Genomic DNA, 24,805 nt, shown 5'->3' with positions numbered 1-24,805 from the left:
TCAGCCACCGGATGCCTCAGCCCGGCCCTTCTTCCTTCCGATCGCCGCGACGCGCTGGGTGCGCAGCCAGGCGAGGAAGCTTGCCGACACCACGGATGCCACGAGGAGCACGCCCGTGATGACGTTGATGATGTCGCTGGTGACGCCGGCGAGGCGCAGTGCGCTCGAGAGCGTGCCGATGAGCAGCACGCCCGCGATGACGCCGGGCAGCGCACCGCGACCGCCGAAGATCGACACGCCGCCGAGGAGCACCGCGGCGATGATCTGCAGCTCGAGGCCGGTGGCGTTGTCGCCGCGGGCGTTGTTGTACAGCAGCGTGAAGTACACGCCGGCGTAGCCCGAGACCGCGCCGCTCATGACGAACAGCCAGAACTTCGTGAGCCCCACGTTGATGCCCGAGAACGCGGCGGCCTCCTTGTTCAGGCCGATCGCGTAGAGCGAGCGCCCGAACGGCGTGAAGTGCAGCAGGACGCCGAAGACGATCGCGAGCACGAGGAACGGCACGATGATCAGCGGCATCGGCGTGCCCGGGATGTTCATGCGGGTGAGGTCCGTCCAGAACTCGGGGAAGTCGCTGATCGCGGTGGTGCCGAGCAGGCCCACGGCGATGCCGCGGAACAGCGCGAGCGTGCCGATCGTGACGGCGAGCGAGGGGAGCCCGACGAACGTGACGAGCGCGCCGTTGATGGCACCCGCGACCGTGCCGACGAGGATCGCGACGACCGCCGCGAACGGCAGCGGCCAGCCGGCCTGCACGCCGAGCCCGGTGATGACGCTCGTGAGCCCGACGATGCTCGCCACCGAGAGGTCGATCTCCTCGGTGATGATGATGAGCGTCATCGGCAGGGCGATCAGCAGGATCGGTGCGATCTCGCGGATGAGGAACGTCAGCGTCAGCGGGCTGTCGAAGTTCGGCACCGCGAAGGTGGCGACGATGACGACGAGGAAGAGCAGGCCGATGATGGCCGACTCGCGCGTGACGAGCAGGCGACGCCACAGCGGGTGCGCGTGGGCCGCGTAGGTGCGTCGGCCGTGTTCGGTGTCGATCGCGGACGTCATGGCTGCTCCTCCCGTTGTGCGATGAGTCGTCGATGCTGGCGCACCGCGAGCACGCGATCGAGCACGATCGCGCCGATGATGAGCACGCCGACCACGGCCCGCTGCCAGAAGTCCTGGATGCCGACGATGGGCAGTGCGCGGTTGATGGTCAGCAGCAGGTAGGCGCCGATCGCGGCGCCCCAGACGGTGCCGACGCCGCCCGAGATCGCGACGCCGCCGATGACGGCGGCACCGATGGCCTGGAGCTCGAGGCCGAGGCCGGCGCTCGACGAGACCGTGCCGTAGCGAGCGGCGTAGAGCACGCCGGCCACGCCGGCGAGGGCACCGCTCACGACGAACGCGGCGATGACGCGGCGGGTCACGCGCAGGCCGTACAGGTGCGCGGCCGCGGGGTCGGAGCCGATCGCGTACAGTTCGCGACCGCTGCGCAGGTTGCGCAGGTACCAGGCGGCGACGACCAGCACGATGACGGCGAAGATCGTCAGGATCGGGATGCCGAGGAGCTCGCCCGTGCCCAGGTCTCGGAAGCCGGCCGGCAGGTCGGACGCGTTGATGCGGTCGCTGCCGGTCCACGCGACGTTGATGCCGCGGTAGATGTAGAGCGTTCCGAGCGTGATCACGAGCGCCGGCACCTTCGCGAACGCGACGAGCGCACCGTTGATGAGGCCGAGCAGCGCGCCGAGGCCGACGCCGGCGACGAACACGAGCACCGGCGGGATGCCCGGGATGTCGATGAACAGGCGCCCGGTCAGGTACGCGGTGAGGCCGAGCACGGAGCCGACCGACAGGTCGACGTTGCGCGTGATGATGACGATCGCCTGGCCCACGGCCACGACCATGAGCAGCGAGGGCGTGAGCAGCAGATCGCGGAACCCGTCGGAGGAGAACAGGAAGTTCGGGTTGCTCACCGTGGCGACCACGATGACCGCGATCAGCGCGATCGCGATGCCCGTCTCGCGGGCCTTCAGCACGTGGCCGACGCTGCGCGCGAAGGCGTTGCCGGCGGGGGGCTTCGTGTCGACTGCGGTCATCAGGCTGCCGCTCCTTCCGCGGTCGCGGCGTACATGACCGCCTCCGGCGTGGCATCCGCTCGCTCGAACTCGCCGGTGAGGCGGCCCTCGCGCATGACGAGCACGCGGTCGGCCATGCCGAGCACCTCGGGCAGCTCCGACGAGATCATGATGATCGCGAGGCCCTCCTGGGCGAGCGTGGAGATGAGGCGGTGCACCTCGGCCTTGGTGCCGACGTCGATGCCCCGGGTGGGCTCGTCGACGATGAGCACCTTCGGGTCGGTCGAGAGCCACTTGCCGAGCACGACCTTCTGCTGGTTGCCGCCCGAGAGGGTGCCGGTCTCCGCGTCGAGCGCGGCGGTCTTGACCTCGAGCCGACTCGCCCAGATCTCGGCCGAGGCGTTCTCGAGGCCGCCCCAGATGAGGCCCCACTTGGCGAGGCGCTTGCGGATCGCGAGCGTGATGTTGCGCGTCACGCTCTGGTCGAGCACGAGCCCCTGCTTGCGGCGGTCCTCGGGCACCAGGGCGATGCCCTGCGCCATCGACGCGGTCGGGCGGCCCTTGCGCAGCGGCGTGCCGTTGACGGTCACCGTGCCGCTCTCGTAGCCGTCGACGCCGAACACCGCGCGCACGACCTCGCTGCGGCCCGCGCCGACGAGGCCCGCGAGGCCGACGATTTCGCCCGACTTCACGGTGAACGAGATGTCGTGGAAGACACCGGGGCTCGTGAGCCCCTCCACCACGAGCACGTCGTCGCCGATCTCGGCCGGCAGCTTCGGGAACATCTCGGTGACGTCGCGGCCGACCATCAGGCGCACGAGCTCGTCGATCGAGGTGTCGGCGATGGGCATCGTGTCGATGTACTTGCCGTCGCGCATCACGGTGACGGTGTCGCACAGGTCGAACACCTCGTCGAAGCGGTGCGAGATGAACAGCAGGGCCCGGCCCTCGTCGCGGAGGCTCCGCGCGACGGCGAACAGCCGCTCGACCTCGACGCCCGAGAGCGCGGCGGTCGGCTCGTCCATGATCAGCACGCGCGCGTCGAGCGAGATCGCCTTCGCGATCTCGATGATCTGCTGGTCGGCGATCGACAGGCCCTCGGTGAGGCGGTCGGGGTCGAGGCGCACGCCCAGCCGCTCGAAGATCTCGACGGCCTCGGCGCGCATGGCCCTGCGGTCGATGCGGCCGACGCGGTTGGTGGGCTGGCGGCCCATGAAGATGTTCTCGGTGACCGACAGGTCGGGGAACAGCGTCGGCTCCTGGTAGATGACGGCGATGCCCGCGGCCTTGGACTGCGCCGTGTTCGAGAAGTCGACGTCGTCGCCGCGGAGGCGGAACTCGCCGGAGTCGCGCCGGTAGAGCCCGGCGACGATCTTCACGAGCGTCGACTTGCCCGCGCCGTTCTCGCCGATCAGCGCGTGGATGGATCCTTGCTCGAGCGTGAGGCTGCCGGAGCTCAGTGCGACGACTGCTCCGAAGGACTTCACGACTCGCGAGAGCTCCAGCGCTGGGGGTGCCGCGCTGGTCGGGGTGCTCGTCTGCACCATTGCTCCTCCTCGTCGAGGTGGTTGCTGTGTACGGGTTGAAACGCTCCTGAATCGATTCAGGTCAAGTTCAGGGCTACTCTATGGACGGCGGGTGCGGAGGTCAAGTCACCTCCGCCCCGGAATCCGACGCAGCTCATCGACGACGAGGAACCGCTATGGCAGGCGCGAGCATCAGGGACGTTGCTCAGCACGCAGGAGTCTCGGTCGGCACGGTCTCCAACGTGCTGAACCGCCCCGGCGAGGTGTCCGCCGAGTCCATCGCGCGCGTGCATCGCGCCATCGAGGAGCTCGGGTACGTGCGCAACGACGCCGCCCGAAAGCTGCGCGCGGGCACGAGCACGACGGTCGGCTTCGTCGTGCTCGACGGCCAGAACCCGTTCTTCAACGACGTCGTCCGCGGCGCGGAGGACGAGGCGTCCAAGCACAACATCGCGATCCTCTACGGCAACACCGACCAGGACATCGCGCGCGAGCGGCTCTACCTCGACCTGTTCGAGGAGCAGCAGGTGCGCGGCGTGCTGATCTCGCCGTACGACGACGTGCACACGCGCCTCGAGCGTCTGCGCCAGCGCGGCATCCCGGCCGTGCTCGTCGATCGCTTCAGCGGCGACGGGCGCTTCAGCTCGGTCTCGGTCGACAGCGTGGCGGGCGGCCGCATGGCCGTCGAGCACCTCATCGAGACGGGCCGACGGCACATCGCGTACGTCGGCGGGCCGTTCGACATCCACCAGGTCGCCGATCGCCTCGCCGGTGCGCGCGCGGCGGCCGAGAACGCCGTCGTCCCGGTCGAGCTCGAGGTGGTCGCGACGACCGAGCTGACCGTCGCGGAGGGCGCCGCGGCGGGCGCCCGCATCATCGAGCGGCCCCGCGGGAAGCGGCCCGACGCGCTGTTCGCCGCGAACGACCTCATCGCGCTCGGCCTGCTGCAGGCGCTCGTCGTCGAGGGTCGCGTCCTCGTGCCCGAGGAGATCGCGATCATCGGGTTCGACGACATCGCGTTCGCGGGTGCCGCGGCCGTCCCGCTCTCGTCGATGCGCCAGCCGAGCGGCATGATCGGGCGCACGGCGCTGCGCACGCTGCTCGAGGAGGCCAACGACCCTGACAGCATCCCCCGCCAGACCGTGTTCCAGCCCGAGCTCGTCGTGCGCCGCTCGACCGACCCGCCGCGCCGACGCTGAGCCCGCGGGCGCGCTCGACCGCCGGGCCGAATCGCTCCCCCCATGCCGCGCCACCCCCAGGCGCATGCGATCATCTCCCTCGACGAATCCACATGGTGCTCGCGCGCCCGACGCTACTCCTCCGCTTCCGGATGCTCCACACCGCATCGGCCTCCGTGAGCAGATCGTTGCGCGTGGTGCGGGCGCTTTTCAGGAGTGCGGAATCGGTCGCGCACGATTGCGGCGAGCGGGTGCGGTCAGACGCCGCAATCCGGCACGCGCAGCCGGCGCACGCACGGATTCGAGATAGGTTGTTCGACACTTCCTGAGAAACGTCAGGAGAAACGGGCGAGCGGATGCCGCGGGCCGCGTCAGCCCCGCAGCAGCCCGCGCAGCGCCTGGATCGTGTCCGCCTCGTCGGCCGCCTTGTCGTCGCGGTAGCGCTTCACGCGCGCGAACCGCAGCGCGACCCCGCCCGGGTACCGGCTCGACCGCTGCACCCCGTCGATCGCGATCTCGACCACCGTGACCGGCTCGACGAACACGGTGCGCGCCGTGCGCCGCACCTCGATCTCGGGGAACCGTTCGGTCTGCCAGCGCAGCAGCTCGTCGGTGAGGCCCTTGAACGTCTTGCCCACCATCACGAACCCGCCCGGTTCGCCGAACTCGCCCTCGGGGTCGCGCGCGCCGAGGTGCAGGTTCGACAGCCAGCCCTCGCGCCGGCCCGACCCCCACTCGCAGCCCAGCACCACCAGGTCGTACGTGTGCACGGGCTTCACCTTGATCCAGCTCGACCCCCGCCGGCCCGCGGCGTACGCCGAGTCGATCGCCTTGACGACGACGCCCTCGTGCCCCGCGGCGAGCGCGTCGCGCGAGACCTGCTCGGCCGCGATCGGGTCGGCCGTGACCTCGCCCGGCATGCGGTGCGGGCCGGTGATGCGGGCGAGCTCGGCGAGGCGCACCGACAGCGGCTCGTCGAGCAGGTCGCGCCCGTCGACGTGCAGCACGTCGAAGAACCACGGATGCAGCATCGCGTCGCGCGCGCCCTCGGCGCCGAACCGCGACATCGTCTCCTGGAACGGGCGCGGCCGGCCGTCGTCGGAGAGGGCGAGCGTCTCGCCGTCGAGGATCACGTCGCGCACCGGCATCCGCCGCACCACCTCGACGACCTCGGGCACCCGGTGCGTGATGTCGGCGAGGGTGCGGGTGAAGATGCGCACGTCGTCGCCGGCGCGGTGCACCTGGATGCGCGCGCCGTCCAGCTTGTACTCGACGGATGCCTCGCCGAGCGTCCCGACCGCCTCGGCGACGGATGCCGCGGTGGCCGCCAGCATGGGCTGCACCGGGCGGCCGACCTCGAGCCCGACGGCGGCGACCGCGCCCGGCTCGCCCGCGAGCGCGAGACGCGCGGTCCCGCCGAGGTCGCCCGACAGCATCGCGGCGCGGCGCACGAGGTCGCCGGGGAGGTCGGCCGCCCGCGCGATCGCGTCGGTCACGACGCCGGCGAGGGCACCCGTGCGGATCTCGCCGAGGAGCGCGCGGCCGAGGAAGTCCTGCTCGGCCGCGGTCGCGTGGGCGAGCAGGTCGCCGAGCTCGGCGGCCCGCGCGGCGCCCGAGCCCGAACCCGCGACCGCGGCGAGGCGGTCGAGCCGCGCGTCGACGTCGGCGACCGTGAGGGTCGCGGCGGCGGCCGGGGCGACGTGCTGCGCGCTGAACCCGCGCCAGCCCACGCCGAGCCGGCCCTGGCGCGGGGCCCCGAGCAGGAGGCCGATCGCGGGCGCGACCTCGTCGGGTGCGAGCCGGCCGAGCAGGTCGGCGAGCGCGTCGACCTTGGCCAGCCGCGACCGGGTCGCGGCGACGGTCGCGGCCGTGGTGACGAGCTCCTCGAGCAGCACGCGGCCAGTCTGCCACCGGCCGCCGACGCCGCCACGGCGGCGCGCACCGTTCACACCCCGCTGCAGGAGGGGCCGTCTTCAGGAGCCCCGAGTGGGCGGCGCAGCGATCCGGCCCTTTTCAGGAGCCCCGAATGGGCGGCGCAGCGATCCGGCGCCGCTGCACACCGTCGCGCAGCATCCGCGTGCCGGAATGCGGCCCCGCGCAACATGCGACCGCGATCCTTCCAGCCGCTCCTGAAAAGGGGCAGCACCACCCGGACCGGGCGATGTACGGCCGCGCGGCCTATCCTCGTCGGGTGAGCACGACCGCGATCGCCCCGACGCGCGCCGCCGCCCCCGCGCGGCTCGACGCCGTCGACTGGCGCGCCCGCGAGCAGGCCCACGCGGCGCGCGCCGACGCGCTCACCGCCGACCGGCGTGCCCGGGTCGAGCGCGGCGAGTCGCATCCGATCGACGACTTCCTGTTCACCTACTACTCGTACTCGCCGCGCGTGCTGCGCCGTTGGCACCCGGGCCGCGGCGTCGAGCTGGCGGATGCCGCGGACACCCCGCGCACCGACTGGCGCTGGTACGCGCCCGGCGCGACGCCCGGGTCGCTCGTCGTCGACCACGCGGCGATGGCGCGCGAGAAGGCCGGCCTCGTCGGCACGGTCGAGCGGATGCTGCGCCTCACCGCATCCCGTCCGGGGTCGTTCGGCTGCTTCGGCCTGCACGAGTGGGCGATGGTCTACCGGCAGGACGCGCACCGCCACGACGTGCCGCTGCGGCTCGGGCAGCGCGGCACCGACGCGGTCGTCGAGGCGCACGAGCTGCGCTGCACGCACATCGACGCGTTCCGGTTCTTCACCGACGAGGCCGTGCCGCGCAACCGCTTCGCGCCGACGCGCGACACGCAGCCCGCCCTCGAGCAGCCGGGCTGCCTGCACGCCGGCATGGACGTCTACAAGTGGGCGATGAAGCTCGGCCCGCTCGTGCCGGGCGAGCTGCTGCTCGACGCGTTCGAGCTGGCCCGCGACATCCGCCTGCTCGACATGCAGGCCTCGCCGTACGACATGCGCGCGTGGGGCGCCGAGCCGGTCGCGATCGAGACGCCCGAGGGCAAGGCCGAGTACGTGCGGCGCCAGCGCGGCTTCGCCGAGCGGTCGAACGCGCTGCGCGCCCGCATCCTCGCCGCCGCGTTCGACGAGCCGGCCGCGGCGTGATCGGCGACCTGCTCGCCGGGGCGGGCGACCTGCTGCGCGGCTTCGCGTTCTGGCGGAGGCGCCCCGGGGCGATGGCGCTCGGCCTCGTGCCCGCGGCGATCGTCGCGCTCGTGGTGCTCGCGGCCCTCGTCGCCCTCGGCGCGACGGTCGGCGACCTCGTGACCTGGATCACCCCGTTCGCCGACGCGTGGGACGCCGGCTGGGCGATCGCGCTGCGCGTCGCCGTGGGCGCGGCACTGTTCGGCGCGACGATCCTGCTCGCCGCCGTGACGTTCACGGCGCTCACGCTCACGGTGGGCGATCCGTTCTACGAGCGCATCTGGCGCGCGGTCGAGACGGAGGAGGGCGGCGCGGTGCCCGAGGAGGGGCCGGGGTTCTGGCGCGCCGCTGCGACGGGCGCGGCGCTCGTGGGGTTCGGCGTGCTCAACGCGGGTCTCGTGCTGCTCATCGGGTTCGTGCCCGTGGTCGGCTCGGTGACGGCGGCCGTGCTCGGCGTCGTGCTGTCGGGCCGGCTGCTCGCGCGCGAGCTCACCGGACGGGCCTTCGACGCCCGGGGCCTCCGGGCCGCCGAGCGGCGACGGATGCTCCGCGGCCACGGCGCCCGCATGCTCGGCTTCGGCGTGGCCACGCAGCTGCTGTTCCTGCTGCCGGGCGGCGCGGTGCTGACGATGCCGGCGGCGGTCGCCGGGTCGACGCTGCTCGCCCGGCGGGTGCTCGACGGCTCGGAGGCATCCGCCCGCCCCTGACTACGCTGGGCCGCATGGACCTCTCGTTCCGGGGCGACCTCTGGTACTGGCGCGGACCCGCGCCGTTCCACTTCGTGACGGTGCCGCGCGACGAGGCCGAGGCGATCCGCGAGGTCGCGCCGGCGGTCACGTACGGCTGGGGCATGATCCCGGCGACGGTGCGGGTCGGCGCCAGCGAGTGGGCCACCGCGCTCTGGCCGAAGGATGGCGGCTACATCGTGCCGATCAAGAAGTGGGTGCAGGAGGCCGAGCGCCTCGACATCGACGACGTCGTCGCGGTGCGGCTGCGCATCGACGCCTGACCGGCCCTGGGCGATCCCCGCGGACGGGCCGCGAGGGTCAGTCCTCGACGGCGCGGCGGTCGCTCCCCTTGCGCGCCCACGAGCGCAGCAGGAAGAAGACCACCACGGCCACGACCGCGACGATCACGAGCTTCACGAGGAACCACAGCACGCTGAACACCACGTCCACCAGCACCCAGGCGATGACGATGGCGGCGATGACGCCGAGGACGGTCCAGACGGTTCTGCTCATCCCTCGACCCTAACCCGGCCGTCGCGCCGGCCGAGGGCAGGGCGGGCACGGATGCCTCCGGCCCGCCGTCCGCGCTAGCATCGGCGCGAGGCCGGACCCGACGAGCCCCGGGGGTGCGCATGACGTCGACGCAGACCGCGACCGCCGTGCTCGAGCACGCCGTCGCGACGACCGACCCGGTGGTGCGCAATCGCCTGATCACGCTCTGCTACCGCGAGATCGCCATCGCCCTGGCGGACGTCATCGGCCGCACGAACCTGAACTGGTTCGCGTTCGGTGCCTGGGCGAGCGGCACCGCCGGCGCGGTGATCCGCGGCGAGGGCGGCTCGTTCGGCCTCGGCTCGGAGGGGGTCGCGGCCGGGAACCTCGCGATCATCCGCGACGTCGCGCCGCCGGTGCTGCGCTGGCTGATCGAGGTCGAGCGCACCGGCGACCCCACCCCCGAGGCGATGGGCCGCGCGCTCGTCGACCCGGTGTTCGACGGGCGCCCGCAACTCGCGGCGGCGGTGCGCTGCTACCAGCGCGCGGCGATGCTGGCTCGCGAGGCCGACGCGCACGGCGTCGCAGACGAGCGCCGAGCGGAGATCGAGCACGACATCGCCGAGCGCGTGCTGCTCGGCAACGCGCTGCTCGGCGCGCACGAGCAGGAGCTCGTCGACCGGTTCATCGACGAGGCGATGCCGCTCGGCGGCCTGTTCGGGCTGGTCACCACCCGGTTCGTGCACCTCGAGACGCCCGATGGCCCGATCGACGTGACCGACGACGTGCAGCCGCCGCCGTACCTCGCGGGCGCGACGTTCCCGGTCACGCTCGGCGCGCTCACGTTCCCCGAGCTCGTGCTGCTGTTCCTGCGGTTCCACCAGTCGCCCGGCGACGACACGACGCACTCGGACGCCCCGATCTGGGAGGACTTCGACGAGCGGATGGGGTTCATCCTGACGTTCTTCCGCGCGCACCAGTGCGATCCGCGGTACTTCGAGGTGCCGGCGCGATTCCTGCCGGAGGGCACGCCGGCGAACGCCTGAGCGGGCCGCGCCCGTCGTGCCTCAGCCGAACCCGACGACGACGCGCACGACCGACGGGTCGCGCAGCATTCGGTACCCCTCGTCGATGGCGTCGAGGCCCACCTCGGCGCTCACGAGCGCGCCCAGGTCGAGGGCGCCCGAGCGCGCCATCCGCGCGATCTCGGGGATGTCGCGCCGCGGGTCGGCCGCGCCCATGTACACGCCCTGGATGCGGCGCTGCGCCGTGATGAGGCCGAACAGCCGCGGTGAGATGCGGGCGGTCGGGTCCATGACGCCGACGAGGTACAGGCCGCCGCCCGGCGCGGTCATGGCGAGTCCCTGCTCGGCGGTCGACGCGACGCCGACCACGTCGAAGACCGCGTCGGCCCCGCCGCCGGTCGCGGCGCGCACCGCGGCCACCGCGTCGGTCGCCGAGGAGTCGACCACGTGGGTCGCACCGAACGCGCGCGCGGCGTCGAGCTTCTCCAGCGCGAGGTCGACCGCGATGATCCGCTCCGCCCCTGCCGCCGCGGCAGCCGCGATCGCGCTCAACCCGACCGTGCCCGCGCCGATGACGGCGACGGCGTCGCCGGGGCGCACACCCGCGGCGTTCCGCACCGCGCCGACGCCGGTGAGCACGCCGCAGCCGAGCAGCGCCGCCTGCGCGAACGGCAGCTCGCGGGACACCACCACGAGCTGCCGTTCGTCGACGAGCACGCGCTCGGCGAAGCCGCCGATGCCGACCATCTGGTGCACGGGCGACCCGTCGCGCGACAGTCGCGGCCGCTCGTCGGGCCCGCGCAGCGTCGCCCCCGGGGTGCGGCACAGCGTCGCGCGCCCCGAGCGGCAGCGATCGCAGGTGCCGCAGTGCTGCACCAGGCAGCCGACGACGTGGTCGCCGACCGCCACGCCGCGGGCGTCCGGCCCCACGGCGGTGACGACCCCGGCGACCTCGTGCCCGAACACCGCGGGCAGCGGTATGCCGACATCGGCATGCGCCATCGTGAGGTCGGTGTGGCAGAGCCCCGCGGCCGCCACGTCGACCAGCACCTCGCGCCCGATCGGCTCGTCCACCTCGAGCTCGGCCGGCACGAACCCGCCACCGATCTCGTGGATCAGTGCGGCACGGGTGATGGGCATGCGGGCAGCGTAGCGGGTGTGCGAGCCGAATGGAAGTGAATGGCGATTCACACCCGGTCAGGACTCCTGCCGCCCCTGCAGCCGTGAGCGGATCCGCCCGCGGCAGCATCCGCTCGCCCCCGGCCCCCGACCGGGGCACGCTGTCGACATGACCGACGACACCGCACCCGCCGCACCGCATCCGCTCGACGCCGAACTCACCTCGCGCCTCTTCCACGAACGCGTCATCGTGCTCGGCGACGCGCTCGACCAGCAGGGCGGCAACCGCCTCTGCGCGCAGCTGCTCGCGCTGTCGGCCGACGACCCGAGACGCGACATCACCTTCTGGATCAACTCCCCCGGCGGCTCCGTGCCCGCGATGCTCGCGATCCACGACGTGATCCGCGCGATCCCGAACGACGTGGCGACCATCGCGATGGGCATCGCGGCGAGCGCCGGCCAGTTCCTCCTCTCCGCGGGCACGCCCGGCAAGCGGGCCGCGCTCGCGCACGCACGCATCCTCATGCACCAGGGCTCGGCCGGCATCGGCGGCACCGCCATGGACATCGAGCTGCAGGCCGACGACCTGCGGTACACGCGCGACACCGTGCTCGGGCTCATCGCCCGGCACACCGGGCAGCCGCTCGAGCGCATCGCGCACGACTCGCGCCGCGACCGCTGGTTCACCGCCGACGAGGCGCGCGCCTACGGCTTCGTCGACCGCATCGTGACGGATGCGGCCGAGCTGCACCCCGCAGCCACGCAGCGCGAGCTCGTGGGGATGCGCGCATGAGCACCTACACGATCCCCTACGTCGTCGAGCGCCGCGGCAACGCCGAGCGCACGGTCGACGTGTACAGCCGCCTGCTCTCCGAGCGCATCGTCTACCTCGGCACCGAGATCGACGACGGCGTCGCCAACGCCGTGATCGCCCAGCTGCTGCACCTCGAGGCCGACGGCGCCGACCGGCCCGTGCAGCTGTACGTCAACTCCCCCGGCGGCTCGCCGCAGGCGGCCCTGGCGATCTACGACACCATGCGGCACATCCGCCCCGACGTGGCGACCACGTGCGTCGGCCAGGCGGCGGGTCCGGCTGCGGTGCTGCTCGCCGGCGGCACATCCGGGCAGCGGGCGATCCTCGAGCACGCCCGCGTGGTGCTGCACCAGCCGTCGACCCAGGGGCGCGGCACCATTCCCGACCTCATCATCCACGCCGACGAGGTGCTGCGGGTGCGCGCCGACCTCGAGGAGGTGCTCGCGGCGCACACCGGGCGGGTGGTCGGCACGATCCGCGAGGACACGGATCGCGACCTGATCCTCACCGCACGGCAGGCCGTCGACTACGGCATCGCCGACCACGTGGTCGCGGCGCGACCGCGGGCGGCCTTGCCTGCGTGAGTGAACGGATGCCCCCGGCGGCCCGCCGCCCACCGTCCACCGGCTCCCCCGGCACGCCTCAGGCGGCGAGCAGCACGGGCTGGGCGGGGGCGGATGCGGGTGCCAAGCCGGTTCCGCCAGGGGCATCCGTCACCGCGGTGAGGTCGACCGTGCGCCGCTCGCCGGCCAGCCGTTCGCCCACCGCGTGCACCACGCCCGCCAGGTCGAGTCCGAGCGCACCCGCGACGGCCTCCAGCACCTCGGAGGACGGCTCCTTGCGCCCGCGCTCGACCTCGGACAGGTACTGCGGCGAGACGCCCGCGCGGCGGGCCACCTCGGTGAGGATGCGCTCCTGCGCGAGCCGCTCGTGCCGCAGGAACTCGCCCACCACGTCGCGCCACAGCGGCGGAGGCGCGCCCGCCGGCATCCGTCGTCCCGTCCCGAAGTCCACCACGTCGCCCATGGGTCGACGCTAGCCATCGGGCGCGACGGGCGGGAGGGCGATCCGCTCACAGCAGAACGCCGGGGGCCGCGGCTGCGCCCGGCTCAGGAGCCGGTGACCTGGATCGACCCGTTGGACGTCTGCAGGTCGAGCGTGAACTCGCCGTTCGGGTCGGTGGCGATGTCGACGTCCACCCGGCCGTTCGAGGTGTCGGTCTCGACGCGGTACGGCCCGTCGGGCACACGCAGCTCGATCGGGCCGTTGGAGGTGGTCGCGGTGACGTCCTGGGCGGTGCCGAGCTCGAGCTCGATCGCGCCGTTCGACGTGCTCGCCACGATGCCGTCGCCGGTGAGGTCGCTGCCGACGATGCGACCGTTCGAGGTGTCCACGTCGACCGTGCCCGTCACGCCCTCGAGGTCGATGCGCCCATTCGAGGTCGACACCTGCGCGTCGGCGACGCCGGAGAGCGCGATCGCCCCGTTCGACGTCTCGCCCTCGACGTCGAGCCCCTCGGGAACCTGGAGCACGTAGTCGACGCTGCAGTTGCGCCCGCAGCCGTGGAGCACGAGCGTGCTGCCGTCGACCTCGTGCGTCTCGCCGATGTCGCGGTCGACGCCCCGGTAGCGCACGGTGCGCTCGAGCGAGATGTCGGTCGCACCCCTGACGGACTGCACCGTGATGCTCCCGGCCGGGTGGTCGATGTCGATCGCCGTCACCGCCTCGGTGATCGTCGTGTCGTCGGTGAACGACTGCGGCGGCCCGACGAACTCAGCCACGACGCCGCAGCCGGCGAGTCCGAACACGGCCAGTGCGGCGACGGCGCCCCCCAGCAGCATCCGCTTCGCTCGCGTGTTCCCCCTGCGTGCCATGGCGTCCATGTTGCCCTCGTTCCCTCGTCTCGGTGCGGGCCCTTCGGCCCCCGCCTTCGACGGTAGCCAGCGGTGGCGCGGGGGTCCCGGGGGCTGGCCCCCCACTTCGCGGACGGTCACCCCACGCGGCCCCGGAGCGGCGCGCTCGTCCCTGGGCGGCCCCGCGCCCGGGGCGACAGCCTCGCTTTTCAGGAACCACCCGCGGCTCCGAGCCCGGGGTGACGGCCTCGCTTTTCAGGAACCACCCGCGGCTCCGAGCCCGTTTCCTGCGTTCGGGACACGGATGCGACGGAACCGCCCGAGTCCGCGCCATCTCGCGCAACTTTCCACCGCACGTCCCGGATGGTTCCTGAAGAGCGAGCACCCCACGACGGACACCGGCCGTTCTTCCGCTCGCCATCGGAACGGCATAGCTTTGGGGACACGGCCGCCACGAGCGGCGACACCGCACGCACCCCGACGAAGGAGAGCGCATGTCCGTCCACCACCGGAAGTCCACCGTCGCCGCTGCGATCGGCCTCGCCGTCGCCGGCGCCGTGGCGATCGCACCCGCCGCGACCGCGGCGCCCGACGCCGCCGGCGACCACGGCCGCGGCGGCCCGCACGCCGAGTCGCTGCGCATCGCGACGTTCAACGCGTCGCTCAACCGGTTCAACCAGGGCGACCTCGTCGCCGGGCTCGAGGCGGGCGACGCGCAGGCCGCGGTGATCGCCGAGATCATCCAGCGCGCGAACCCCGACGTCCTGCTGCTGAACGAGTTCGACTACGTCGACGGCGACGTGGCGATCGACCTGTTCCGCAGCGACTACCTCGAGGTCGGCCAGAACGGCGCCGCACCGGTCGAGTACCCGTACGCGTTCGTCGCCCCGTCGAACACGGGCATCCCGAGCGGGTTCGACCTGAACAACGACGGGTTCGTCGGCGGTGGCGACGACGCATTCGGCTTCGGCTTCTTCCCCGGCCAGTACGGCATGGCCGTGCTCTCGAAGTACCCGATCGCGACCGACGACATCCGCACCTTCCAGCACTTCCTCTGGGCCGACATGCCGGGCGCGCTGCTGCCCGACGACCCGGCGACGGATGCCCCGGCCGACTGGTTCACCCCGGAGGAGCTCGACGTGGTGCGCCTGTCGAGCAAGTCGCACTGGGACGTGCCGATCGAGATCGGCAACGAGACGGTGCACGTGCTCGCGTCGCATCCGACGCCCCCGACCTTCGACGGCCCCGAGGACCGCAACGGGCGCCGCAACCACGACGAGATCCGGTTCTGGGCCGACTACGTGACGCCCGGCGCGAACGCCTACGTCTACGACGACGCCGGCACGACCGGAGGCCTGAACCCGAGCGAGCCGTTCGTGATCCTGGGCGACCAGAACGCCGACCCCTTCGACGGCGACTCGACCGACGACGCCATCGACCAGCTGCTCGGCAACCCGCGCATCGTGGACCCGATGCCGACGTCCGAGGGCGCGGTCGAGGCCGCGCTGCTGCAGGGCGGCGCCAACCTCGCCCACACCGGCGACCCGGCGACCGACACGGCCGACTTCAACGACAACCCGGCCCCGGGCAACCTGCGCGCCGACTACGTGCTGCCCTCGCGGAAGCTCGTCGTCGACGACGCCGGCGTGTTCTGGCCGGTCTCGAGCGACCCGCTGTCGGCGCTCACGGGAACCTTCCCGTTCCCGAGCAGCGACCACCGGCTGGTCTGGGTGGACCTGACCGTGCGCGGCTGACGCGGCGAGGCTGCCGCAGCGCGGCTGCCGCAGCGAGGCTGCCGCAGCGAGGCTGCCGCAGCGAGGCTGTCGCGGCGAGGCTGTCGCAATTCAGGAAGGTCGGGCGGGGCCGGTACGAATCGTTGCGTGCCGACCCCGCCGACGGTCGGTTCCGACCGATTCGGGCACGCCCGACGCGCATCCGCTCCACCGCCACGCGGGCACTCCTGAATTGCGACGGGGCGCGACGGGCAGGGTGCGACCGAAGGGCTGCGACGGACCGGGCGGCGACGTCAGCGCACGCGCAGGCGCAGCACCTCGGGCGCCGGAAACGGCAGCGCGATGCGCTCGGGCACAGGCCCGCCGATCGCGCCGCCGAAGTCCTCGGTGACCAGGATGCGGTCGCGGCTCGCCTCGACGATGCGCACGCGCAGCGGCTCGTCGCCCGGCCGGTCGAGCAGGTAGGGCTCGGCCAGGTACCTGAGCCCGGCCTCGTCGAGCGTCTCCTCCGCCGTGCCCCAGTCGACCACGTCGGTCACGCGCCGGCCGAGCAGGTCGATGACGACGAACCCGTCGTCCTCGGGCAGCATCCAGCCGACGAGTTCGCCGTCGCCCCTGCGGTGCTCGATCCAGTCCTCGGTCATGCATCGGATGCTACGACACGTCGCACGCCCTCGGCGGGGATCGCTTTTCAGGAGCGGTCGCGCGCTGCGCGACGCATCCGTGCGCGGACGCCCCCCGCGCGCCGCTTCCACGCCGCATCGGGCCACTTTCGCGCAGACTTCGAGCGCGAGGCCGGGTCGGTTCCTGAAAAGCGACCCACTGCTACGGCTGCGCGGGAGGCGTCGGGGTCGGGGGCGCGGGCGGCGCCGGCGGGGCCGGCGGCTCGGCGCCGGGTGCGGGCGCGACCCCGGGGGCATCCGTCTTCGCGGGCTGCGCGCAGAGCGCGGCGAGCACGATGAGTCCCGCGATCGGCAGCAGGTACCAGAACACGTGGCCCCACGGGTAGTCGGCGTCGCGCAGGCGGCGCACCGTGACGGCGAGCGAGGGCAGCAGCGCGCCGATGGTCCAGAGGCCCGAGAGGATGCTGCCGGCGCTGCCGCCGTAGTCGAAGCGGATGACGCCGAACAGCCCCGTGGCCGAGAGCACGAGCACGTAGAACACCACCCACCACCAGAACTCGGAGCGGCTCGCGCGCCCCTCGAACTCGGCGTACTTGCGGAACACCGTCTGGATGGACTGTCCGAACGTCATCTGCGCGTCTCCTCGGGTCGGTACGAAACCAGCCTATGACCGCCGATGCCCGCTGGAACGGGGGCGAACCCCCGCTTCGCGGGCGGTGGAACCGGATGCCCCGGGCGGCACGTCGCCCCGGGGCATCCGCCCGCCCGCATCGCTCAGGGCGCGACGTACCCGGCCGCGCGGATGAGCTCGTACCACTCGGCGCGGGTCAGCGGCAGGTCGGAGCCCTGTGCCGCGCCGGCGACGCGCTCGGGCGTCGTGGTGCCGAGCACCACCTGCATGTCGGCCGGGTGCCGGGTGATCCACGCGGTGGCGATCGCGATGGGCGGCACGTCGTACTGCGCGGCCAGGCGGTCGATCACCGCGTTCAGCTCGGGGTAGTCGGGCGAGCCGAGGAAGACGCCGGTGAAGAACCCGGCCTGGAACGGCGACCACGCCTGCACCGTGATGTCGTGGAGGCGGCAGTAGTCGAGCAGCCCGACGTCGCGGCTGATTGACTGGTCGAGCCCCTGCATGTTCGCCGCGAGCCCCTGCATGACGAGTGGCGCGTGGGTGACCGACAGCTGCAGCTGGTTCGCGACGAGCGGCTGCCGCACCGATCGCTTCAGCAGCTCGATCTGGGCGGGCGTGTGGTTCGAGACGCCGAAGCGCAGCACCTTGCCGGCGGCCTCGAGCTCGTCGAACGCGCGGGCGACCTCGTCGGGCTCGACGAGCGCGTCGGGCCGGTGCAGCAGCAGCACGTCGATGCGGTCGGTGCCGAGTGCCTGCAGGGAGCCCTCGACCGACTCCATGATGTGCTCGTAGGAGAAGTCGAAGTACGGCCCCTCGCGCACGATGCCGGCCTTGGTCTGGATCGTGAGCTCGTCGCGCTGCGACGGCGTGAGCTGCATCGCCTCGGCGAACCGGCGCTCGCAGCCGTGGAGGTCGTTGCCGTAGACGTCGGCGTGGTCGATGAAGTTCGTGCCGGCGTCGCGGCCGGTGCGGACGAGCTCGCGCACGGCCTCGTCGGACATGTCGTCGATGCGCATCATGCCGAGCACGATGTTGGGCACGTCGAGTGCCCCGCCGGCGAACGGGATGGTCTTCATGGGTCGCTCCTTCGCGATGGTGTGGGTGTGATGGGGGTGACGGATGCCGCGGGCGGGTCGCAGCGGGTGATGGTGACGGATGCCCCGTGCGGGCCCGGTCGCCGCGGTCGGGCGACGCCCGCGCGTGGCGTCTTCCGGTCAGGCCGCGGCCGCCTCGGCCTCCGCCGAGAGCAGGCCGACCTCGTCGGCCGTGAGCTGCAGCTCGGCCGCACCGACCGAGTCGACGATGCTCTCGGGCCGGGAGGCGCCGGGGATCGGGATCACGACGGGTGCGAGCGCGAGCTCCCAGGCGAGGGCGACGCGCTGCGGGCTGACGCCGTGCGCGTCGGCGACCCGCTGGAAGGCGTCGTGGTGCGTGCCGACCGCAGCGGCGCGCTGGATGCCGCCGAGCGGCGACCACGGCAGGAATGCGATGCCGAGCGCGGCGCAGTGCTCCAGCTCGACGAGGCTCGACCGGAACCGCGGGGAGAACTGGTTCTGCACCGACACGAGCCGGCCGCCGAGGATCTCGTTCGCCTCGTCGATCTGGGCGACGCTCGCGTTCGAGATGCCGGCCAGCTCGATGACGCCCTCGTCGAGCAGCTCGCGCACGGCGCCGACCGAATCGGCGTAGGGCACGGTCGGGTCGGGCCGGTGGAACTGGTACAGGCCGATGGCGTCGACGCCGAGTCGACGGGCGGATGCCTTCGCGGCCTCCTTCAGGTACTCCGGGCGTCCGTCCTGGGTCCAGCTGCCGTCGCCCGGGCGCAGGTGGCCGCCCTTGGTCGCGACGAGCACGCCGGAGGTGTCGCTGCCGTAGCTCGCGAGCGCGCGGGCGATGAGCTCCTCGTTGTGGCCGACCTCGTCGGCGTGGAGGTGGTAGGCGTCGGCGGTGTCGATGAGCGTGACCCCGGCGTCGAGCGCGGCGTGGATGGTGGCGATCGCGCGCGCCTCGTCGGGGCGACCCTCGATCGACATGGGCATGGCGCCGAGTCCGACGGCGCTGACGGAACGGGTGCCGATGGTGCGGTGCTGCACGTGTGCGTCCTCTCGTAGACGGTTGCGCTCTCACGCTAGGACGCGGCAGGCTAGAAGTCCAACAACTACTCCTCATGCGATTCAGAAGGAATGCGGATAGATGGATCTCCGGCAGATGGAGTACCTCGTGGCACTCGCCGACGAGCAGCAGTTCACGCGTGCGGCAGCGGCGTGCGGGGTCTCCCAGTCGGGCCTCTCGGCGGCGATCCGCGGGCTCGAGGACGAGCTCGGCACCCCGCTCTTCCACCGCACCACCCGGCGCGTCGAGCCGACCGAGGCGGGGCTCGCCCTGCTCCCCCACGCGCGGAGCATGCTCTCGCAGGCCGCGGCCGCACGCGACGCGGTGCTCCGCGCGACGCACGAGCTCTCGGGGAGCCTGCGCATCGGCGCCGAGCAGTGCCTCGGGTTCGTCGACGTGAACGCGCTGCTCGAACGGGTGCGCCGTCGCTACCCCCTCGTCGACATCGAGTTCACGCAGGCGGGGTCGCGCGACCTCGTCGCGGCAGTGGCGTCCGGCGGTGTCGACCTCGCGTTCGTCGCGGGCGACGACCTCGGCTCGCGCGTGGTGCACCACGAGCTCGGACGGCGCCCGATGGTGCTGCTCGCTCCCCCGCAGCATCCGCTCGCCTCGCGCGACGTGGTCGAGTGGAACGACCTGCGCGGTGAGGACTTCGTCGACTTCCAGCAGTCGTGGGCGGTGCGCTCGGTGAGCGACGACGCCGCGGCCGCATCCGGGGTGGTGCGCCACGTGCGCTGCGCGGTCAACGACGTGCACACGCTCATCGACCTCGTGCAACGCGGGCTCGGCATCGCGCTCGTGCCGCAGCACGTCGCATCGAAGCCGCAGGCCGCGGGGCTCGCCGTGCGGCCGCTCGCCGCGCCGGCTCCCCAGTGGGTCGTCTCCGCGATCACGGGCGACGCCTCCGCCGCATCCGCCGCCCTCGTGCTCGAGCTCCTCGACGCCGACCTCGCCCTGACCGCCTGACCCGCCCGACCACCGCCGTGCTGGTGCGCAATCCGTGGCGTGGCCCTCGGTTCACCGCGGTTCGCGCACCGGCAGCACGACGTCATCACGCCGCTGGTGCGTGAAGTGTGGCGACCGTCTCGCACAGCCACGATTCGCGCACCAGCCGTGCGTCGGCGCGCGCCGACGACGAACGGGGCGCGCCGACGACGAACGGGCCACCCCCGAGGTGGGAGCGGCCCGTCGAGCGGACGCAGCGCGGCTACACGGCGCTGGAGACCAGCACCTTCATGCCGCGGCCCTGGCGCAGGTCGCCGATCGCGCCGAGCACGCCGTCGAGGCCGGTCTCGCCGACCCAGCCAGTGGTGTCGTAGTGCCCCTCGGCCATCGCGGCGATCACGGCGTCGAAGTCGGCCTGGGTGTAGCCGAGCGCGCCGACGACCTCGGTCTCGCCCATGACCAGCTGGGTCGGGAAGAAGTCCATCGTGCGCTCGTGCAGGGCCACGATGACCATGCGGCCGAGCGGACCGAGGTTCGCGAGCACCGACGAGACGGCCACGCCGACGCCCGCGGCGTCGAAGCCCGCGGCCACGCCGTCGCCGCCGGTCAGTGCGTCGACCGCCGCGCCGAGGTCCTCGTTCACCGGGTCGACGACACTGGCGCCGAGGGCGGCGATCGCCGCACGACGCTCGGGGCTCGGCTCGGAGACGAGCACGCGCTCGATGCCCTGCGCCTTCAGCGCGAACCAGACGCCGATGCCGATCGGGCCGGCGCCCGCGATGAGGGCGGTCTCGCCGGCCTTCACGCCGGAGCGCGCGACGGCGTGCCAGGCGACGGCCATCGGCTCGACGAGCGCGCCGAGCTTCAGGTCGACATTCTCGGGCAGCACGTGCAGCTTCGAGGCGTCGACGGTGGTGTACTCGGCCATGCCGCCGCCGTCGGACATGAGGCCGTGGAAGCCGATGGTGCGGCACGCGTTCACGGCGCCCTTGCGGCAGGCGGCGCAGGTGCCGCAGGAGTAGATGGGCCAGACGGCGACGCGGTCGCCGACACTGACGCCCTCGACGCCCTCGCCGAGCTCGACGACGGTGCCGGAGAACTCATGGCCGAGGATCTGCGGGAGCGTCGCACCGGTGACGGGGTGCGGGTTGTCCAGGTCGAGGCCGGCGGCCTCGGGGGCGTAGTAGACGTGCAGGTCGGAGCCGCAGATGCCGGCGTAGGCGTTCTGGAGCTTCACCTGCCCGGGTCCGGGCGTGGGCTCGGCGACGTCCTCGATCCGGAGATCCTCCTGGGCGTGGAAGACGGCTGCTCGCATGTGGGGGTGTCCTTTCGTGTCGATGTGCGCCGCGCTGGGCACACCGAGCAGCTATCGTACGTCACTATCTGACATTTGTCCTATAGTTCGAGTGCACGGGCGCGCACGCCGACCCGGCAGGATGGACGCGATGGACCCCAGGCAGGCACGCACACGGCAGGCATTGCGCTCGGCCGTGCTCGAGCTGGTCGAGCGGATGCCCCTCGCCGACGTCTCCGTCACCGACGCCGCGCGTGCCGCCGGCATCAGCCGCGACACGTTCTACCGCCACGCCACCGGCGTCGGCGACCTGCTGGCCCAGGCGCTCGGAGCGGAGCTCGACGTCTCCGTGGCCGAGTTCGCGGCCGCGCGCGGCACCGACCGCGAGCGCTTCGAGATCGCCGAGCGCGCGCTGCTCGCACACGTCGCCCGGCATCGGGCGGTGTACCTGCACGCCCTGGCGCCCCGCCTCGCCGCCGAGGTGCGGCTGATGCTGCTCGAACACGTCGAGGTGCCGCTGCGCGCCTACCTCGCGGAGCACCCAGAGGTCGCGCCCGTGCCCGACGGCGAGCTCGCCGGCGACGCGCTCTACGCCCTGTATGCCGCCTACGGCGCCGCCGGCACCGTCGGCGCGATCGAGCACTGGCTGCTCGGCGGGGCGACCGGCGACGCCGACGACATCGCGCGCGGCGTGCTCGCGGTCTCCGCGCAGTGGTGGTGGCGCGGCGCCTGAGCACCCGCCACGTCGGGCCGCGGACGCGCTCCCGCCCGCCGGTGCGTTCTCGACGGATGCCCGCCTGTGGAGAACCCGAGCACGCCTCAGCACCCGGATGCTCCAATGGTGCCGATCGCACCACCTCCACGCACCACCGACGCCGCTTGGGGCCGCCGATGCTCATCGCCTACTGGATCCTCGCCACCCCGCTCGCCCTCGTCTACGTGCTCGCCGGCGTGAGCCAGCTCGCCATGTCGAAGGCCGACCTGGTGGCGGCCGGCGTCGCGGCCGCCGAGGTGCTGCCCGACGCGCTGCTCATCACGATCGGCATGCTCGAGCTCGCCGGCGCCATCGGCTTGATCCTGCCGATGCTCACGGGCGTCGCCGTGCTGCTCGGCCCGCTCTCGGCCGCGCTGCTCGCCCTCGTGCAGCTGGCGGCGGCCGCACTGCACCTGGTGCGCATGGAACCCGAGGTGCTCGTGCTCAACGCGCCACTGCTCCTGCTGGCGGCGGCCACCGCGACCGTGGGCTTCCTGGCGCTCAGGCAGCGGGCCGAACGAGTTCCCGCGTCATGAACACGCTGTTCGGGTCGGGCCTGTAGGCGTCGAACGGGCCGCACTCGACGAACCCGAAGCGGGCATAGAGGGTGCGCGCCGGCGCGAAGAAGTCCTCCACGCCGGTCTCGAGGCTGAGGCGCGAGTAGCCGCGGCGCTCGGCCTCGGCGATGACGTGCTCCAGCAGCATCCGCCCCAGTCCCCTGCCGCGCGCCGCGGCATCGGTGCGCATCGACTTGAGCTCGCCGTGTGCGGGGTCGAGCTCCTTCAGCGCGACGCAGCCGAGCATCGCGTCGCCGTCGGCGAGCGCCCAGAAGGTCATGCCCGGCGCCCGCAGGCCGGCCACGTCGAGGGCGTGCACGCTCTCGGGCGGCGACGTCGCGTGCATGTCGGCGAGGTGGTCGTCGAGCAGGCGCAGCACGCGCGGGTCGGCGAGGTCGCCTTCGGTGATCGAGATGGTCACCCCTCAATTCTGCGGCGTCGGATACTCCGCGCCGACCACGATCAGTCGGCGAGCGCGCTCGTGCCACGCGCGCGCAGTCGGGGGCAGCACGTCCTCCCACGGCGTCGGCGCGATGCCGAAGCGATCGGTCGTCTCCGACCCGTCGGACACGAACGGGGCATCGAACTGGTAGGCGACGCCGCGCAGTTCCCGCACGACCGGCACGACGGCCCCGAGCGCGGCGAGCTGCCACCGGGGCACGCGCCGCAGCCGCGGCTCGCCCGTACCGACGACCGAGCCGAGCTCGCGCAGCAGCTCCCGCATCGTCATGGGCGGGTTCGTCGGCACGATCCAAGCCGAGCCCCACGCGCGCGCGTCGTCGGCGACCGCCGCGAGGGTGCGCACGATGTCGCCGTCGTACGCCCACGAGTGCGGCTGGTCGACGTCGGTGAACACGCTGGCCGGGCGCCCGCGCAGGGTGTCGTTCGCATAGCGCGGCAGCATGCCGTTCGTGGTCGGCTCGGTCGGCCCGAGGTAGTCGGTGGCGCGCACCTCGGTCGCCCGCACCCGCCCCGCCTCGTGGGCGGCGAGCGCGTCCGCCCACATGCGCGCCCGCAGCGCACCCTTGTGGTCGTTCGGCCGCAGCGGGGTCGCCCGCGTCATCGGCCCGTCGGGAGCGCCGTAGCCGTACAGGTTGCCGAACGTCACGAGCACCGCGCCCGATGCCTCGGCGGCGGCCAGGATCGCCTGGGCGAGCGGCGGCCACTCCCGCTCCCAGTGCTCGTACGAACCGGGGTTGGCGCAGTTGAAGATCGTCGCCGTGCCGGCCGCGGCGGACGTGAGCGCAGCGGCATCCGTCGCATCGACCGCGACCCTCTCGATCGACGGATGCTCCGGGCCGCGGCCCGACCGGCTGAGCAGCCGCACGCGGTCACCCGCCTCGGCGAGGTGCGCGGCGAGGCCGGCCCCGATGGGGCCTGCGCCGATGACGAGCCTGGTCTGCTGGGGATGCCCTGGGTTCTGGTGGTCCACGCCGCAAGCCTTCCAGCCGGCTCGATCGGTGGGCAATCGGGAGAACCCCCGGAGCGCCGTCGGGCGCGCCGCCCTCGCCGGTCAGCGGTCGAGGTCGTCGCGCTCCACGATGCGCCCGGCGTCCCACGGCTCCGACCAGCCGAGCTCGTCGAACATCGACGCGAGCACGAACGCGGTGAAGCCCCAGACGACGTTGCCGCCGACGGTGAACGCGGGCGCGCGCCAGCTCCGCCCGCCGACCGAGTGCTCGGTGCTCCCCCGGTTCGACGGATGCAGCAGGTCGGCCACCGGCACGCGGAACACGTCGACCGACTCGGCGTGGTCGACGGCGACGACCTCCGACGGGCGGGTCCACCACGCCGGCACCGGCGTGACCACGTGGTTGCTGACCGGCATCGAGATCGACGGCAGCGTGCCGAGCGGCTCGACGCCGGCCGGGTCGAGCCCGGTCTCCTCGACCGCCTCGCGCACCGCGCAGTCGATGGCCCCGCTGTCGGATGCCTCGAACCGCCCGCCCGGGAACGCGACCTGCCCGGCGTGGCTGCCCAGCGTCGCCGCGCGCCGCAGCAGCAGCACGTCGAGGTCGGCCGCGACCTGCGAGGCGCCGGGCGTACGGGCCTCGGCGGCGTCGAGCACCCCGAACAGCACCAGCACGGCGGCCGGGCGCGGCGGCGCGTCATCGGTCGCCGCCGGGGTCATCATCGGATGCCAGGCGAGCCCCCGGGCGCACAGCGCCGCGAGCTCGGCGCGGGCGTCGCTGGTCTGGGGCACCTCCCCATCCTGC

The 24,805-nt window shown here is 73.0% G+C and carries 27 protein-coding genes; 11 read left to right on the top strand and 16 right to left on the bottom strand.

All coding sequences use genetic code 11. The features are described from left to right. The 3 genes from ABZK10_RS09245 to ABZK10_RS09235 are packed head-to-tail and all read right to left on the bottom strand — an operon-like array spanning position 1 to position 3,616. Positions 1-1,059: an ABC transporter permease gene (locus tag ABZK10_RS09245; RefSeq protein ID WP_353808898.1), complete on the bottom strand. Its 1,059-nt coding sequence runs from the start codon at positions 1,057-1,059 to the stop codon at positions 1-3. Then, complete coding sequence (locus ABZK10_RS09240; RefSeq protein WP_353808897.1) at positions 1,056-2,090, bottom strand: ABC transporter permease; 1,035 nt, start codon at positions 2,088-2,090, stop codon at positions 1,056-1,058. Before ABZK10_RS09240 ends, ABZK10_RS09245 begins: the two co-directional genes overlap by 4 nt. Continuing rightward, entirely contained in the window at positions 2,090-3,616 is a 1,527-nt protein-coding gene (locus ABZK10_RS09235; RefSeq protein WP_353808896.1) for a sugar ABC transporter ATP-binding protein, read from the bottom strand. Before ABZK10_RS09235 ends, ABZK10_RS09240 begins: the two co-directional genes overlap by 1 nt. A gap of 155 nt (positions 3,617-3,771) precedes the next feature. On the opposite strand from ABZK10_RS09235, the gene ABZK10_RS09230 reads away from it, so the two are divergent. Then, positions 3,772-4,794, top strand: coding sequence for a LacI family DNA-binding transcriptional regulator (locus ABZK10_RS09230; RefSeq protein ID WP_353808895.1), 1,023 nt, complete (start codon positions 3,772-3,774; stop codon positions 4,792-4,794). A gap of 350 nt (positions 4,795-5,144) precedes the next feature. On the opposite strand, the gene ABZK10_RS09225 is transcribed toward ABZK10_RS09230, so the two are convergent. Further along, positions 5,145-6,668 carry an ATP-dependent DNA ligase gene (locus ABZK10_RS09225; protein WP_353808894.1) on the bottom strand — a complete coding sequence of 508 codons (1,524 nt, stop codon included), beginning with the start codon at positions 6,666-6,668 and terminating at the stop codon, positions 5,145-5,147. A gap of 296 nt (positions 6,669-6,964) precedes the next feature. Between ABZK10_RS09225 and ABZK10_RS09220 the strand changes: the two genes are divergently transcribed. From ABZK10_RS09220 to ABZK10_RS09210, 3 genes are read left to right on the top strand one after another with little or no spacing between them, the layout of a single operon-like run. Next, complete coding sequence (locus tag ABZK10_RS09220) at positions 6,965-7,870, top strand: 3-methyladenine DNA glycosylase (RefSeq protein ID WP_353808893.1); 906 nt, start codon at positions 6,965-6,967, stop codon at positions 7,868-7,870. Next, positions 7,867-8,616, top strand: a complete 750-nt coding sequence (locus tag ABZK10_RS09215; protein WP_353808892.1) for an EI24 domain-containing protein — start codon at positions 7,867-7,869, stop codon at positions 8,614-8,616. The genes ABZK10_RS09220 and ABZK10_RS09215 overlap by 4 nt, the downstream gene beginning before the upstream one ends. Before the next feature lie 14 nt (positions 8,617-8,630). Next, a complete protein-coding gene (locus ABZK10_RS09210) occupies positions 8,631-8,918 on the top strand; it encodes a DUF1905 domain-containing protein (protein ID WP_353808891.1) in 288 nt (95 codons plus the stop codon). Positions 8,919-8,955: 37 nt separating this feature from the next. Here ABZK10_RS09210 and ABZK10_RS09205 read toward each other — a convergent pair whose 3' ends face one another. Then, entirely contained in the window at positions 8,956-9,150 is a 195-nt protein-coding gene (locus ABZK10_RS09205; protein ID WP_353808890.1) for a hypothetical protein, read from the bottom strand. Between the two features lie 119 nt (positions 9,151-9,269). Between ABZK10_RS09205 and ABZK10_RS09200 the strand changes: the two genes are divergently transcribed. Next, positions 9,270-10,175: a hypothetical protein gene (locus ABZK10_RS09200; RefSeq protein WP_353808889.1), complete on the top strand. Its 906-nt coding sequence runs from the start codon at positions 9,270-9,272 to the stop codon at positions 10,173-10,175. A gap of 21 nt (positions 10,176-10,196) precedes the next feature. On the opposite strand, the gene ABZK10_RS09195 is transcribed toward ABZK10_RS09200, so the two are convergent. Then, positions 10,197-11,294: a zinc-binding dehydrogenase gene (locus tag ABZK10_RS09195; RefSeq protein ID WP_353808888.1), complete on the bottom strand. Its 1,098-nt coding sequence runs from the start codon at positions 11,292-11,294 to the stop codon at positions 10,197-10,199. A 148-nt stretch (positions 11,295-11,442) separates the two neighbouring features. On the opposite strand from ABZK10_RS09195, the gene ABZK10_RS09190 reads away from it, so the two are divergent. Both ABZK10_RS09190 and ABZK10_RS09185 read left to right on the top strand, forming a co-directional pair. Further along, positions 11,443-12,066 (top strand): ClpP family protease, encoded by a 624-nt coding sequence (locus tag ABZK10_RS09190; protein ID WP_353808887.1) that lies wholly within the window; start codon positions 11,443-11,445, stop codon positions 12,064-12,066. After that, a complete protein-coding gene (locus ABZK10_RS09185) occupies positions 12,063-12,671 on the top strand; it encodes a ClpP family protease (protein ID WP_353808886.1) in 609 nt (202 codons plus the stop codon). Before ABZK10_RS09190 ends, ABZK10_RS09185 begins: the two co-directional genes overlap by 4 nt. A 58-nt stretch (positions 12,672-12,729) precedes the next feature. On the opposite strand, the gene ABZK10_RS09180 is transcribed toward ABZK10_RS09185, so the two are convergent. Further along, positions 12,730-13,113: a helix-turn-helix domain-containing protein gene (locus ABZK10_RS09180; protein ID WP_353808885.1), complete on the bottom strand. Its 384-nt coding sequence runs from the start codon at positions 13,111-13,113 to the stop codon at positions 12,730-12,732. Positions 13,114-13,196: 83 nt separating this feature from the next. Next, positions 13,197-13,961 (bottom strand): DUF4097 family beta strand repeat-containing protein, encoded by a 765-nt coding sequence (locus ABZK10_RS09175; protein ID WP_353808884.1) that lies wholly within the window; start codon positions 13,959-13,961, stop codon positions 13,197-13,199. 473 nt (positions 13,962-14,434) lie between these two features. Between ABZK10_RS09175 and ABZK10_RS09170 the strand changes: the two genes are divergently transcribed. After that, positions 14,435-15,694: an endonuclease/exonuclease/phosphatase family protein gene (locus ABZK10_RS09170; RefSeq protein ID WP_353808883.1), complete on the top strand. Its 1,260-nt coding sequence runs from the start codon at positions 14,435-14,437 to the stop codon at positions 15,692-15,694. A 272-nt stretch (positions 15,695-15,966) separates the two neighbouring features. Here ABZK10_RS09170 and ABZK10_RS09165 read toward each other — a convergent pair whose 3' ends face one another. The 4 genes from ABZK10_RS09165 to ABZK10_RS09150 all read right to left on the bottom strand — a co-directional run bounded on the left by ABZK10_RS09165 (position 15,967) and on the right by ABZK10_RS09150 (position 19,020). Further along, complete coding sequence (locus ABZK10_RS09165; RefSeq protein WP_353808882.1) at positions 15,967-16,317, bottom strand: hypothetical protein; 351 nt, start codon at positions 16,315-16,317, stop codon at positions 15,967-15,969. 181 nt (positions 16,318-16,498) lie between these two features. Then, the gene (locus ABZK10_RS09160) at positions 16,499-16,927 is read right to left on the bottom strand and encodes a DUF805 domain-containing protein (RefSeq protein WP_353808881.1); all 429 of its coding nucleotides are present in this window, start codon (positions 16,925-16,927) and stop codon (positions 16,499-16,501) included. A 143-nt stretch (positions 16,928-17,070) separates the two neighbouring features. After that, positions 17,071-18,003, bottom strand: a complete 933-nt coding sequence (locus ABZK10_RS09155) for an aldo/keto reductase (protein ID WP_353808880.1) — start codon at positions 18,001-18,003, stop codon at positions 17,071-17,073. A 138-nt stretch (positions 18,004-18,141) separates the two neighbouring features. Next, positions 18,142-19,020 carry an aldo/keto reductase gene (locus ABZK10_RS09150; RefSeq protein ID WP_353808879.1) on the bottom strand — a complete coding sequence of 293 codons (879 nt, stop codon included), beginning with the start codon at positions 19,018-19,020 and terminating at the stop codon, positions 18,142-18,144. Positions 19,021-19,120: 100 nt separating this feature from the next. Between ABZK10_RS09150 and ABZK10_RS09145 the strand changes: the two genes are divergently transcribed. Then, positions 19,121-20,005 (top strand): LysR family transcriptional regulator, encoded by an 885-nt coding sequence (locus ABZK10_RS09145; protein WP_353808878.1) that lies wholly within the window; start codon positions 19,121-19,123, stop codon positions 20,003-20,005. A 241-nt stretch (positions 20,006-20,246) separates the two neighbouring features. On the opposite strand, the gene ABZK10_RS09140 is transcribed toward ABZK10_RS09145, so the two are convergent. Continuing rightward, positions 20,247-21,299: a 2,3-butanediol dehydrogenase gene (locus tag ABZK10_RS09140; protein WP_353808877.1), complete on the bottom strand. Its 1,053-nt coding sequence runs from the start codon at positions 21,297-21,299 to the stop codon at positions 20,247-20,249. A 130-nt stretch (positions 21,300-21,429) separates the two neighbouring features. Between ABZK10_RS09140 and ABZK10_RS09135 the strand changes: the two genes are divergently transcribed. Further along, entirely contained in the window at positions 21,430-22,011 is a 582-nt protein-coding gene (locus ABZK10_RS09135; protein ID WP_353808875.1) for a TetR/AcrR family transcriptional regulator, read from the top strand. Between the two features lie 158 nt (positions 22,012-22,169). After that, positions 22,170-22,568 (top strand): DoxX family protein, encoded by a 399-nt coding sequence (locus ABZK10_RS09130; protein WP_353808874.1) that lies wholly within the window; start codon positions 22,170-22,172, stop codon positions 22,566-22,568. Here ABZK10_RS09130 and ABZK10_RS09125 read toward each other — a convergent pair. The 3 genes from ABZK10_RS09125 to ABZK10_RS09115 all read right to left on the bottom strand — a co-directional run bounded on the left by ABZK10_RS09125 (position 22,534) and on the right by ABZK10_RS09115 (position 24,792). Beyond that, positions 22,534-23,010 (bottom strand): GNAT family N-acetyltransferase, encoded by a 477-nt coding sequence (locus tag ABZK10_RS09125; RefSeq protein ID WP_436408506.1) that lies wholly within the window; start codon positions 23,008-23,010, stop codon positions 22,534-22,536. The genes ABZK10_RS09130 and ABZK10_RS09125 overlap by 35 nt on opposite strands. A gap of 3 nt (positions 23,011-23,013) precedes the next feature. After that, the gene (locus ABZK10_RS09120) at positions 23,014-24,021 is read right to left on the bottom strand and encodes an NAD-dependent epimerase/dehydratase family protein (RefSeq protein ID WP_353808873.1); all 1,008 of its coding nucleotides are present in this window, start codon (positions 24,019-24,021) and stop codon (positions 23,014-23,016) included. An 81-nt stretch (positions 24,022-24,102) separates the two neighbouring features. Beyond that, positions 24,103-24,792: an NUDIX hydrolase gene (locus ABZK10_RS09115; RefSeq protein WP_436408505.1), complete on the bottom strand. Its 690-nt coding sequence runs from the start codon at positions 24,790-24,792 to the stop codon at positions 24,103-24,105. Positions 24,793-24,805: the final 13 nt, after the last annotated feature.

This window comes from Agromyces sp. SYSU T00194 (assembly GCF_040496035.1).
Lineage (GTDB): Bacteria > Actinomycetota > Actinomycetes > Actinomycetales > Microbacteriaceae > Agromyces > Agromyces chitinivorans.
This window is presented reverse-complemented; position numbering and strand designations above follow the sequence as displayed.